A 13,097-nucleotide genomic window follows, 5' to 3' on the forward strand; every position below is an offset into this window, starting at 1 on the left:
TTGAGACTCGCAGTGACAGAAAAAGTAAAATGAAAGTAACAGAACATATCAAAAACGCCGGAGGAAAAACTTTGTTCTCCTTCGAGATCATTCCTCCCAAGAAAGGAAATAGCATTCAAGAGTTGTATAACAACATCGATCCGTTAATGGAGTTCAATCCTCCGTTTATTGATGTAACCACCTCTCGTGAGGAGTATGTGTACATTGAAAAGAACGGACTTTTAGATCGTAAGATCACCAGAATGCGTCCCGGAACAGTTGGAATTTGTGCGGCTATAAAACACAAGTACGATGTAGACACCGTGCCTCATGTATTGTGTGGAGGATTTACCAAAGAAGAAACCGAATATCTACTGGTAGATTGCCATTATTTGGGAATCGAAAATGTGATGGCCTTAAGAGGAGATGCCATGAGTCACCAAAAGTATTTTGAAGCCTCCAACGGAGGACATACCTACGCAAAAGGATTGGTAGAACAAATCCAAAACCTGAACCAAGGAAAGTATTTGCACGATGTGATAGAGGCAAACAACAAAGCCGATTTTTGTATTGGTGTAGCAGGATATCCGGAAAAACATATAGAAGCACCATCTTTAAAAACAGACTTGAAACGTTTGAAAGAAAAGGTAGATGCCGGAGCCGATTATGTGGTAACTCAAATGTTTTTTGATAACCAACGATTCTTTGAATTTGTAAATGCCGCCAAAGAAATAGGAATTGATGTACCGATTATTCCGGGAATCAAGCCGGTAGCAGTAAAACGCCATTTGCAATTGTTGCCTCAAGTATTCAAGATCGATCTTCCGGAAGATCTTATCTCGGCAGTAGAAAAATGTAAAACCAACAAGGACGTTCGTCAAGTAGGAATCGAGTGGTGTATTCAACAATCTAAAGAACTATTGGCAGCCGGAGTTCCTGTATTACACTATTACTCGATGGGAAAATCGTCTAATATTCAAGCCATCGCTGAGGCAGTATTTTAGAAAAATTACACCTCCCTTAGTTCCTCCTTGAAGGAAGGAAATTAATTGTCTCCTTGAGGGGACTTATAGGGGTGAAAAACTTTAACTCAGCGAGCTACTTGATTGTAAGGATAGACTCACTTGATAGACTCATAACCAAAAGTAATTTTTTAGCATTAGGAAAGGCGAAATATTTAATTACTTTTGTAACATATAATTTGAATTAATTTTAGAAAAGATAATATCATGGCATTAGAAATTACAGATGCAACGTTTGAAGAGGTAGTATTAAACTCAGATAAGCCTGTATTGGTTGACTTTTGGGCTGCATGGTGCGGACCTTGTAGAATGTTAGCTCCTATCGTTGATGAGTTAAGTAATGACTACGAAGGAAAAGCAGTAATTGGAAAAGTAGACGTAGATGCAAACCAACAGTTTGCTGCAAAATACGGTGTACGTAACATTCCTACTGTATTGATCTTTAAAGGAGGTGAGTTAGTAGACAAGCAAGTAGGAGTAGCTCCTAAATCTGTGTATGAGCAAAAGATCAACGACGCATCCTAAGCAGAAATGATCCGCCCGAAGCGGAATTAACAAAATTGAAACAAAAAAGGTTTGGCTACGGTCAAACCTTTTTCTATTTTCGGTAACCATGATCGATTTTTCGCAAATACAAATCTCTGAGATCAAAAACCTCGACCTCTTGGCCCGTCAAGTCGTAGAAGGATTTATTACCGGAATGCACAAGAGTCCGTTTCACGGATTTTCGGTTGAATTCTCAGAACATAAGCTTTACAACAAAGGAGAAAGTACACGTCATATCGATTGGAAGCTTTTTGCCAAAACAGAAAAGCTGTACACAAAGAAGTACGAAGAAGAAACCAATTTGCGTTGCCATATCATTATAGACAATTCAGCCTCCATGCATTATCCTGTGGTAAAAAAGCAAAGTTTGGAGTCGTTAAATAAGATTGGGTTTTCTGCTGTGGCGGCAGCCTGTTTGATGGAAGTGTTGAAACGACAACGAGATGCAGTAGGGTTGAGTATTTATTCCGATGAATACGAATACTATGCGCCAGAAAAAGGAAGTGACCGACACAGAAAAATGGTACTTCACCAATTAGAAAACTTACTTAGCGCAACTTCGAAAGCTACTACAGAAACCTATCAGTACTTACATGAGATCGCAGAGAAGATTCACAGACGATCACTTATTTTCTTATTTACTGATATGTTACAGTCTGACAAACACGAGGAAGAATTGTTTGAAGCACTACGTCATTTAAAATACAACAAGCATGAAGTTGTTTTGTTTCACACCTTTGACGGAAAAACAGAGTTAAACTTTGATTTTGACAATGCACCTAAAAAATTTGTAGATGTAGAAACCGGAGAAGAAGTCAATTTGTTTAGCGAAAACATTCAACAACATTACAAAGAATTGGTGGATCGTTATTTTGAAGAGCTACGCAACAAGTGTTTGCAATACAAAATAGACTATGTTCCTGTAGATATTCAAGTGGGTTTCAGTCAAGTACTAACGAGTTATTTCTTGAGCAGACAGAAAATGGTCTAACACCTCCCTATATCTATTCTTGAGGAGGGACTATAGGGGTGAAAAAATATTTAAATAATTTTCTTTTTTCCTTTGCAAAAACAAAAAACTCATTTATATTTGCATCCGCTTAACGCAACGGTTTGGTAGTTCAGCTGGTTAGAATACATGCCTGTCACGCATGGGGTCGCGGGTTCGAGTCCCGTCCAGACCGCAGAAAGAGAAGTTAGAAATAGCTTCTCTTTTTTTTATTCCTATATTTTACAAGGGTTGAGCCTACTTCTTTATTATCTCTTCAAAATTGCAGTTTCACATAATTAAAAGATAAAAAGGTGTACAAAAAGGTGTACATGAATTTTAACACACTTATTTAATAATTCAAAAGCTATGAATGATAAGATATCTATACTCTTTTTACTAAATAAAGTAAGATTGAACAAAGAAAATACATGTCCTTTAAAATGTAGAATCACATTTAACGGAAAAAGAAAAGAGTTCTCCACAGGGCTATTTGTTAACCCTAATCATTGGAAGAGCAGAAAGCAAAATGCTTCACCACTCATAAAATACAAGAATCTGAATAATCAACTAAGCCTGATAAGAAATGAAATCTATCAGGCTTTTTTATTGATGAAATCCAAGAAACAAGAATTTGATGTTATTGATGTTTATTCAGAGTACAAGGGAGAGACAATCAAAAAAGATTTTGGAGTGATTGAGATTTATAATCAGCATTCAGTTAGATTGAAAAAACTTGTAGGGATAGATATTCAAGAGGTAACTTATTCGAAATACTTGGAATCAGGAATTCATTTACAAGACTTTGTAATCTACAATTTTAAGAGCAAAGATATCCTCTTAAAAGAACTTAAAAGTAATTTTTTAGAAGAGTTTGAGTACTTTCTTAAAACTGTAAAGAAATTACAGCAAAGTACTATTAATAAAGTAATACAAAGATTTAGGAGAGTCATTAAATATGCAATTGCAAATGATTATTTAATAAAAGACCCTTTTATGTTGTATCAAGCTAAAAGAATCAAAAAAGAAGTAGTTTATTTATCAGTTAGAGAACTCGATAAATTAGAGAAAACGAATTTTAGTGATACCAGAATACAGCTAGTAAAAGAATTGTTTGTTTTTTGTTGTTACACTGGCCTTGGTTTTAAGGAAATGTCTAATTTAAAATGGAGTGATTTGTCTGAAGAGTTTGACGGTGAATTATGGTTAATAATTAAAAGAAAGAAAACAGGAAGGAGTTATAAAGTACCATTATTACCTAAAGCAAAAGATATTTTAAAGGATTTTGAACAAAGAGAAAATGAGTTTGTATTCCCTAGGATATCTAATCCTAACTTTAATTCTCATTTAAAAGTCATTGCTAAAAAAATTGGAATAACAAAAAGGCTTACTCATCATATCGCTAGAAAGACTTTTGCAACAACTGTTTTGCTGTATAATAATGTTCCTATGGAGATAGTATCTAAACTGTTAGGTCATTCTAAATTACAGACAACCCAAGAACATTATGGGAAAATAATTCAACAAAGAGTTAGTATGGAGATTGGTAAATTATCACGTATATTGGATAAAAATTAGTTTACTATGGAATATGATTTACTAAAGTCTAGACCAAGAAAAAGATGGAATGAATATCTTGAAGATGACACCTATGTGATTCCTTGTAAGGTTATGGAGATTGATTCTGAACCTATGAGAGTTAAATATGTGGCATCAAAAATTTTTAGGGTTAAAATTGAAATTTTAAATTTTTATGAAAAGAAAATATCTTCTGGATTCATAGCCTATACATATCAAAAATCACTTGAAATTTTTAAAGGGCTGAATAAAATTCCTCCTTTCTATTCTGAATGCACAATTATTAAAAGAGCTACTGGAGAATTTCATTTTGTAGTTTATGGTGCTCATAATACTCACTTTGTTTGGGATATTTTATTTTCAGACTTTGATGAGATTGACGAAGGTAGTTACAACGACAATTATAAAGATTTGAGAGAGTGGATAAAGCAATAACTCTAAAACTCGAAAAGGTCTTTTAGTTTCACTTCGAGTTTGGAAGATAAGTTTAATGCTGTCTTTAAAGTAATGTTTGTCCTTCCATTCTCTATTCTGGATATTGTAGATTTTTCATAATTACAATGACTTGCTAGGTCAAATTGAGACAAGCCTTTTTTAACTCTGAGTTCCCTAACTCTTTCACCAAAAGCTTTTTGAATTTTTATTAAATCTCTATCTATTGACATATAAGTCAATAGTACTTTATATATTTGTTTAAAAGGTTAACATATATGTCAACTGTAAATTTTTGAATATGAAAAAAATTATTTTAAAGCTATTCTTATTTATTACAATAACATCTTATTGTCAAACCAGCCAACAAGTTGAAGACTGGATAATGGTAAAAACGGCAAAAGTATTACTGAATGATAATAAGGTTCAACAATCAATCATTTTTAATCCTTATCCAGAAGTAATCAAAGAAATCACAGATAAGGATTTTCCAGAGTCAGATAGAAAAAAGTTGATGCTTTTTGTATTCTCTAGCAAAACCATAATGACAGCTTATTTGATAGACTATAGAGCTATAAAAGATGTTGAAATAGTGACTGAGGATAAAGTGAAAAAATTGAAAATGTCTGTAGATAATAGATTCTTTACAAAGGGTTTATTTAGAATTGGAGGAATCAAGAATAATCAAGATTTTAATGAGATTCAGATGTTCTTTTCCGAATTTTCATTAGAAAAAAATGACTTCAAAGAAGCATTTATTGAGTTGGGAAAGATTAATGGTTTTGTAGTAAAGGATATGAACCAATAAAATATTAGCCAAGATGCCAAGTTTTTTTACATGATATATCAAAAGATAGTTTATTCAGGAAGAAGCAAAGTGATTAAAACTTTTGATGAAGATATACTATATTATAAAGTTATTATCAGTTATAACACTGAATGGATTGCTTATTTAAAAGAAGAATGGATATACAATCAAGATGGAACAATATTATACCAGAAGGAGGTAATACCTCATTTTAGTTGCTTCGGAAGATTATCTGTTTAAAATGAAAGTACTGTAAAGACAGTAATTAGGTTATTAATAAATCTTAAACTTTTCTTGTAAATAAACTTGGCAATCTGGCCGTTGATAAACTAAATTTATCTACATAAAATTATTTACTAAGCTAGAAATAGTCTCACTTGAAGGCTCGATATTTTGTAGTGAGCATTTAAATTTCACTTCAAAAATGTTACTAGGAATATCTTGAATTGAAGGGATAGCCTCTGAATCATAAATTTTGAGTGATTCAACGGCAGCTTCATAATCGAAGCAAATGTTCTTTATTTTGCTTAATTCACTACCAATTGTAGAGTATGTTATGAAGTTTAGTTTTTCAATTAACTCAGTATCATCACTGAGTTTCTTAGATATGTCATTTACTAGTTCCTCAATACTTATTCCACCAGATAGAACATTTACAAGTATTGAAACAACAAATAATTTACAGTTTGAGGGAGGATTGAGTTGTTCCAGACTAAAGTAATGAACTCTTGTACCAGTACTAGAACTCTTTACTTCAATACGTAATTTTTCTGAGCTGAAATCATATTTCTCTTCAGGCATAGTATGCCATGCTTTTATTAATTTTTTTGGATTATTAGATTGATGGATTAAGAATAGTTCTGTCCACAAGCCTTGTAATGTTTTTTGAGGAGGCTCTTTTAAAGCTTTAAAAAGTTCGATAAACTTATTTACAGTAACTGTGATTTTATTTTTATCGGGTTGTGCACCCAGAGTAGGAATCAAAATTTCACAAATTCTAATAAAATATTTTTTTAGCTCAATGTCATCTCCTGAAAAACTAATTAGTGAGAAAACATGCTCTTCTCTTTTGTTTTTTGTAATTACTTCACAAACAAGATTATGAGTGATTTTTAAATTATAAAGTTTATACTTTGAAACTTTAAAATTATCCTTTTGGTTAGGTAAAAAAATTAATAGACTTGGGTTCTCTTTTGAATCTTTTCCAATTTTGATATGACTATATTCGTTTACATTAAAAGCAGTATAGGAATGCTCTTTTGCACTATTAGGTATAGGTAATTCATCAAATTCTTTCTCAATTTTCATTTACTAATCTTCATTTTTTGGAATACAGATTCTAGCCATTCTTTTTTTATTTTTCCGTTATCGACAAGTCTTAGTTCATGTACTATGTTAACCAAGTCAATTCCTGAAAAAAGCTTGACAGGATACCCATCTTCTAAGACTTCTTTTTGAGTTTGCTTCGTGTAATAAGATGTAGTTACAAATATTCCGAATTGCCCTCTATTAAGTCTTGCTACTAGACGGGATACGTGTTTAGGTTGAACAGCATTGTTCTTTGCAAATTTTTTAGCTTCACCTAAAAAATCAATCTCATATTTAATAGGATAAGGAATAGTAAATTGACCAAAAAAATCAAATCCTCCATCAGCTGTTGGCCTAGTTCTTACAATTTTATGACTCACATGAGGGAGGTTCTTGAATAATTCAACAACAACAGCTTCAAATTGTGTGGGCTGGAGTTGATTTAATTGCAATAAAATTCCAGATTCTTTACTTTTTTCGGGTGGTAACTGATTCTCTTTGCTCAATATGCTTTTAGACCAAATATCAAGTTTCCTGGTTCTCCCCAAAATATAATCTTTCCAAGTTTTAGGTGCACTATCATTCAGTTTACTCAAATCTTCACATCTAGCTCTATAGTGTAACCAACTAATTTCAACTTCTTCAATATCCAAAATTGTCAATTCACATCTGTAATTTTTTACAGGATTGCCTTTTTGTTCGAACCAAGTAGTTTCTAGATTGGTAAGACTACAAACACCGTTAAATTTAACCACACCTTTTCTAGGCTTTGAAAAATGAAGAATTGGTGGAATAAGTTTTTTATTACCATCTAGTATTGCGTGCCATATTTGTAAAAGTCTTTTATTCCCTCGAAAACTTTGATATCCAAGTTTCGGATGAAATTTAGCATCACCCCAATATTTTATCAAAGAAGTATTAAAATCAACAATGTCTTCCCAGGGATTACCTATCCTTTTTATATCATGCGATACGAGAATCATATATGCTGGTAAAAAATCTGACTTTTTGTCTACATAATTCAATGCTCTGATACCATCTGCGTTTCTCATACCACTACCATCTATATTAATCCATCTCAGAAATTGGTCCTCTGGATTTGATGTACCTCCTTTGTCAATGTAGGTGTGTCCTATTTTGTAGCTATAATCCATAGAACTGTTTACTGACCTTTGATTTTTACCAAAGATTTTGATAGTCTATCAGGTATCCAGATAGCTAAAGAAATGACATTCTTGTAATCAGTGTCCTTGAGTTCTAAATTGTGAATTTGAATTGTAACATGATTTTCTTGTTTTATTCTGTCGTCACCAGGATAAATTATTTCACCAGTTCTTGGGTTTTTCCCTTGAAAAAGATTGAGAATCTCTCCTTTATTATTTAGTCTTCTTCTCCTGATATCCCCCTTTTTCATTAAATAAATATAACTTTCTTCTGGAGGAAATTCATCTAAATACAATGCTATTACAGCTTTTAAGCTTGTATATGCACTTGAGTCACTTTGTCTTGTATATTTAAGTTTGCTAATTAAATCTTCGTAAACATCTTTTAATGAAATCTTAGCTAGTAGGTGCTTTTGTTCTTCAGTTCTATTAGCATGTCCATCATCTTCAGAAAAGATATTTGAGTATTTGTTTAAAAACTCTTCATAGACTCTTCTATTATTTTCAATAATAAAATCTGTATCATGTGGGGCTTTAACTCTCATCCAAGCATTTCCAAACTTATTTCTCTCTAAATCATCTGAAAGAACATTTTTTCTCGTCAGTTTAAACATTTCATTCAGCACAAACTCTCTTTTCATTTGATTGAGATGTAAGCCTGAGAGTTTATGATGTAGTAGTTTGTTTCTGATATCTTCTTCATGGTCAACATATTCACTAAAAAGATGTGCATTTTCATCATCAAGATAAACTCTGCAGAAGCCTATATAATCTTTTTTATATCCAAAAAACCGAGCTCTTTGTTGAATCGTGTCAGCATTTCCCACCCCTTTATTTCTGGGCATGTAGGTTACAGTTAGACCCTCCACAGTGAAACCTCTGTCCATTGCTTGTCCACCTACTAGTATGAAAGAATAATTACTTCCCCAATCAACTAAGCTGCCTGCTTTAGAGTTTAACTCTTCCACTGCCGTACTTCTAATGTAATGCCCTAGATTAATAAGTATGTCATCAAACGAAGGCAAATCACTAACATTGTCTTTTAAATCTTTGTAAGCTTCTTGGAATTGACTGATTAGCTGAATTTTTGAAGTGTCATTATCACCTCTTTCTAGCAATATTTTTGCCCATTGGGATTTTACCATATTAACCCAATTAAAATATGTGCTATGCTCATCTACAAGCCTTGAAGGATGGACCATCATGGTTCTATTTCGAGGGTTGCCTTTGGCATCTCCTATTATATTACCCACAGCTACTCCTAAGAAAAATGTTCTCATCGCTTCTAAAAGGGAATCAGGAGCTTCATGAATTGGATTATCTTCTGAATCTATTTCATTATATGGTATAGCTCTAATAATATAATGGTGTTCTCTAAAAAAAGCCATGCCACCAGTATATTTATCACCAGGAGTTAAGAGTTGAATAAAGTTAGGAGATAAATTATCCATGATGTTTATAAACAAAGGTGCTTGAGGTGTTGCCGTATACTGAATGAATGTATGATGTGGTAATATAGATTTTAGACTTCTAATTCTATTGTAAATAGTGCTCATTTGGAAATCACTAAGAACCTCTCCATTGATTTGTCTTTTTGCATTTGCACTGGCAAAGGTGTTCATACTAGCTTGGTCTCCTTCATCATCTATAATTAACGTTGGAACATTTTCTAGTTCAATCTGCCTCAATACTGATATTAGATTCAATAAGTGCCTAGAATTTTTCATTACTGTTATTAGAATTGTCTTCTTTAAGCTTTCAGGGGCACTATCATTTTTCCAACTTCTTAGTTCTCTAGTTATGGTATTCTTATCTTGTGGATTTTTATATGGGTCTTGTGGGTTCTTTAACATTACCCATTTTCTATGAAAGCCAATATTTACCTGTAAATCATTTTGTAATCTAGAGAAAGATTGATTGACTAGATTGGTAGAAATACCAGCAATAACAATTACCATTTGATATCCATTATCTCTAGCTAACGCAGTGAGAGTCGTAAAGGATAATGTTTTTCCACTTTGTACGTAACCAAATACTAAACCAGTATCATCATTTGTCTCATAATTAGGATTACCACATAATTTCATAATGTGATAGGTCTCTTCTTTTACTTTTTCTTTAGACTCTAAATCATTTCCAAATACCTTACTTAATAATTTTTCTGATTCTTCTCCAAATGTTGGCTCCCAAGATTGATTCCCAGACTCATTATTTATAGCATTTATGTTTTCTATCCGACTCATAATTAATGTTTTGATAAGGAGCCTTTAAGTAACTCATTCATGTTGTTTCTTACCTCAGTAACTGCAGATTTTGTTTCTTTTGCAATAATTTCCGATAGGCCAAAAGCAACGGCAATTCTGAGAATTGGCTCTATAATTTTATCATCATCACCAGCAAATTCAACCATAAACGGATGTACAAGTGATAACCTGACTCCAATATTTCTATATCCTGTAGTTTTTTTCCCTTCAGGGACAAGGTGATTTCCAACTTGAAACAACTCTGAAATTGATTCATCATATGAAACTTCAAGATGGACCATCCATTCTAGGTCATTAAGGTTTAAAGAGAATTTCTTAAAATAGGATTCTTTTGTTTCACTTAATGTTTCATCTTCTTCTGAAGGAACAATATTTTTATTTCTTAATTCATTTACTTCGTTAGGTAAACTCTCTTTGATATTGTTAGTAGTGTTATCCACTACTTTCTTTGATACTTTACCAAGATTTTTTTTGCTTTCTCTTACTCTATATTTATCAGCTTGTTTGAGAATAGGTAATGAATCTTTTCCTTCAAGTTGTTCTTTTAGAATATCTAAAAAAGCATCCATGTTATCATCCCACTGAAAGCCATCTTTAGTATGACTAACCTTAAAGCCTTCTAAATGCAGTTCCCCAAATAATCTCTTATATCTATGACTACCTAGAGAACCTGAAATTCTGGGGGGCCTGAATCCTTCGTCGTTATCAGCACTCCCTTCAATTACTCTTCCCCTCCTAAATAGAGCAAAACCACTATCCTTAACAGTCATAGTTTCCATAATAGCAACAAAACCTTTTGCCTTTAATTCTCCCCCTTTTCCATCACTGCCAAAATCAAATTCTACATCTTGTTTCCACTCAATTATTTCTCCTTCAGGATTCTCATAATATGGTACTTGTAATATTTTTGGTGATTTATGCTTTAATGGAATATTATTAATCTTGAGTTCTAATATACCCGTTCTAATGAATTCTCTGTATATACTTGCTAAATGACGTTTTACTTTTGCAAGACTATTTTTAACAGGTATTTTCTCAACCTCTTTAAGCGTAATAACAGTATAATGAGAGTTTTTAGAAGCTTTATCTGACGATATGTCTAATTCATCAATTTTGTCTTCAACAATTTTGGAAATATCAAATGTTACAGTTCTTTCTACTTCTTCATTTAAAGATGTTGTTCTTACTTCCCATTCGTTTGAAAACCAGCACGCTGCTGACTTCATTCCCATTCCAAATTCAGAGAGTTTTGAATTATCTGGAGGTATTTCTGCTGTTCTAAAAGCTCTTTGATAGTCATTAATACCAATACCAGCAGCATTATCAGTTACAATAATTTTTTTACTAGTATTATCAAACTCGATATTAACTTTTAATTTATAGTCACTATGAATCTTTTCTAATGCCTCTTTATTTTTTAAAAAGCTATCTATTGAATTATCAATAAATTCAGCAAGGGCATAGTATGGCTTATAATTTAAGTGTTTTAATACTGATAAAATTGTAACACCAGGTCTAATATTGACACTGCTGAGTTTCTGCATGGGTTAAAACTGGTTTTTCTCTGTCTAGCATCTTTACCTTTTCTTCGTTAATAGTCTTTTTTAGTATAAGTTTCTCAGCAATTTTTTTCACAATTTTTACATTTACAGCATTTCCAAGGGCAGAAAAACAAGCTCCTTTATTCTCTGGCAAACTTATTCCATTCATTGATTGAATTCTTGCACCTTCTCTAGGTGTAATATATCTCTCTTGCCACCCTAAAATGGGAATTTGTGTACTAACAGTTACCAAAGAAGGGAAAAAATCTGTTTTTTTCAGCCTAACGCCTGAGCCCCTGAATTGGATTATATAATTTCTTACAGTTCTCTCACCTCCCTGAACATTCCATTCAAATTTTTGCCAACTAGGAACATTTAAAGCTTTTATTTTTTTTAAAACAGGGTCAATATATTCCTTATAATCAGCATAAAATTTTCTATTACTTCTTATATAGTGTTTTTTCCATGTAGGAAATTCATTTTGTTCAGTTCTAGCATAACTAGGCAGGTTATTAAATTTTTCTTCTCTAGACATTCCTTTTAAAGAAACCCCAAAATTCCCTTTTGTTTTTCCAATTGCAATTGTTGAAGAGGCATAAGGTGTAGTATTTTCGAATGGGTAAGTAGCTCCAAATTCCATACTCCAAATGGGCCAACTAGGGATTTTAGCATTTTTAGGTAATCTATCTAAGAATTCCTGCCATAAATCTAATACGTGAATTTTCTCAGGCTCAAGTTTTGTTGCATTGGTAGGATTGTTATCGAGAAAGTTAAAAATACTTGTTTTCTCATTGATTGTCTCTGGCCAAGTAAAATGCTCTAGTCCGTTTTTTGAACCAACAATAAAAAACCTTTCTCTATGCTGTGGTATTCCAAAGTGGTGAGGAGAAAAAATATGTTTATCGATGGAATAATTTAATTCCTTCTGAAGTCTATTTTGAATGTAATTCCAAGTGTTTCCATTATCATGACTTTCTAGATTACGGACATTTTCAAGTATGAAATACTCAGGTTTATGATAATCCAAAATATCAACTATTTTATCAAATAAAGACCCATTTCTTTCATCGAGTAAACCCTTTTGACTTCCTGCTTTTGAAAAGGGTTGACAAGGAAATCCAGCACATAAAATATCATGCTTCGGAATATCTTCGATAGCAACTTTAGTTATATCTCTATTGGGTGTTATCCCGAAATTTTCCTTGTATAATCCAGCTAATGACTCCTTTAGCTCACTGGCAAAAACACATTCTAAATCAAGCTTCTCTAGTGCTATATGAAAACCACCTATACCAGCAAATAAATCTATAAACTTCAACGTAGACATTTAATTTTTTGAATAGAAAAGAGAAGTAATCATTATACTTTATCTTTTTCAATTTTCTCAAAAATATGAAAACTTTCCTTAATAAAAACCTGACGATTAAAACTTGTTCTTCTGATTGAGCCAATTAATCAACTTTTTCTA

At 32.5% G+C, this 13,097-nt stretch carries 12 protein-coding genes and 1 tRNA gene; 7 read left to right on the forward strand and 6 right to left on the reverse strand.

The annotated features are described in order from the left end of the window. The first annotated feature begins 29 nt into the window (after positions 1-29). The 6 genes from metF to ACFSRZ_RS14975 all read left to right on the forward strand — a co-directional run bounded on the left by metF (position 30) and on the right by ACFSRZ_RS14975 (position 4,548). Positions 30-983, forward strand: coding sequence for a methylenetetrahydrofolate reductase [NAD(P)H] (gene metF, locus ACFSRZ_RS14950; RefSeq protein WP_379667379.1), 954 nt, complete (start codon positions 30-32; stop codon positions 981-983). Between the two features lie 225 nt (positions 984-1,208). After that, entirely contained in the window at positions 1,209-1,526 is a 318-nt protein-coding gene (gene trxA / locus ACFSRZ_RS14955; protein WP_379667380.1) for a thioredoxin, read from the forward strand. A gap of 88 nt (positions 1,527-1,614) precedes the next feature. Beyond that, positions 1,615-2,538 (forward strand): DUF58 domain-containing protein, encoded by a 924-nt coding sequence (locus ACFSRZ_RS14960; protein WP_379667381.1) that lies wholly within the window; start codon positions 1,615-1,617, stop codon positions 2,536-2,538. Between the two features lie 119 nt (positions 2,539-2,657). Continuing rightward, positions 2,658-2,731, forward strand: a tRNA-Asp gene (locus tag ACFSRZ_RS14965). A 173-nt stretch (positions 2,732-2,904) separates the two neighbouring features. Next, complete coding sequence (locus ACFSRZ_RS14970) at positions 2,905-4,113, forward strand: tyrosine-type recombinase/integrase (protein WP_379667382.1); 1,209 nt, start codon at positions 2,905-2,907, stop codon at positions 4,111-4,113. 6 nt (positions 4,114-4,119) lie between these two features. Further along, positions 4,120-4,548: a hypothetical protein gene (locus ACFSRZ_RS14975; RefSeq protein ID WP_379667383.1), complete on the forward strand. Its 429-nt coding sequence runs from the start codon at positions 4,120-4,122 to the stop codon at positions 4,546-4,548. 2 nt (positions 4,549-4,550) lie between these two features. Here ACFSRZ_RS14975 and ACFSRZ_RS14980 read toward each other — a convergent pair whose 3' ends face one another. After that, positions 4,551-4,778: a helix-turn-helix domain-containing protein gene (locus ACFSRZ_RS14980; protein WP_379667384.1), complete on the reverse strand. Its 228-nt coding sequence runs from the start codon at positions 4,776-4,778 to the stop codon at positions 4,551-4,553. A gap of 68 nt (positions 4,779-4,846) precedes the next feature. Here ACFSRZ_RS14980 and ACFSRZ_RS14985 point away from each other — a divergent pair, with 68 nt between their 5' ends. Beyond that, a complete protein-coding gene (locus ACFSRZ_RS14985; RefSeq protein ID WP_379667385.1) occupies positions 4,847-5,353 on the forward strand; it encodes a hypothetical protein in 507 nt (168 codons plus the stop codon). A gap of 339 nt (positions 5,354-5,692) precedes the next feature. Here ACFSRZ_RS14985 and ACFSRZ_RS14990 read toward each other — a convergent pair whose 3' ends face one another. The 5 genes from ACFSRZ_RS14990 to ACFSRZ_RS15010 are packed head-to-tail and all read right to left on the reverse strand — an operon-like array spanning position 5,693 to position 12,956. Beyond that, the gene (locus ACFSRZ_RS14990; protein WP_379667386.1) at positions 5,693-6,661 is read right to left on the reverse strand and encodes a PD-(D/E)XK motif protein; all 969 of its coding nucleotides are present in this window, start codon (positions 6,659-6,661) and stop codon (positions 5,693-5,695) included. Next, the gene (locus ACFSRZ_RS14995) at positions 6,658-7,815 is read right to left on the reverse strand and encodes a restriction endonuclease (protein ID WP_379667387.1); all 1,158 of its coding nucleotides are present in this window, start codon (positions 7,813-7,815) and stop codon (positions 6,658-6,660) included. The genes ACFSRZ_RS14990 and ACFSRZ_RS14995 overlap by 4 nt, the downstream gene beginning before the upstream one ends. Before the next feature lie 8 nt (positions 7,816-7,823). Beyond that, on the reverse strand, positions 7,824-10,067 hold the full coding sequence (locus ACFSRZ_RS15000; protein WP_379667388.1) for a Z1 domain-containing protein: 2,244 nt from the start codon (positions 10,065-10,067) through the stop codon (positions 7,824-7,826). 2 nt (positions 10,068-10,069) lie between these two features. Then, positions 10,070-11,632 carry an ATP-binding protein gene (locus tag ACFSRZ_RS15005; RefSeq protein ID WP_379667389.1) on the reverse strand — a complete coding sequence of 521 codons (1,563 nt, stop codon included), beginning with the start codon at positions 11,630-11,632 and terminating at the stop codon, positions 10,070-10,072. Then, the gene (locus ACFSRZ_RS15010) at positions 11,604-12,956 is read right to left on the reverse strand and encodes a DNA cytosine methyltransferase (protein ID WP_379667390.1); all 1,353 of its coding nucleotides are present in this window, start codon (positions 12,954-12,956) and stop codon (positions 11,604-11,606) included. Before ACFSRZ_RS15010 ends, ACFSRZ_RS15005 begins: the two co-directional genes overlap by 29 nt. Positions 12,957-13,097: the final 141 nt, after the last annotated feature.

The sequence above is a fragment of the Pseudotenacibaculum haliotis genome (assembly GCF_042684245.1).
Lineage (GTDB): Bacteria > Bacteroidota > Bacteroidia > Flavobacteriales > Flavobacteriaceae > Polaribacter > Polaribacter haliotis_A.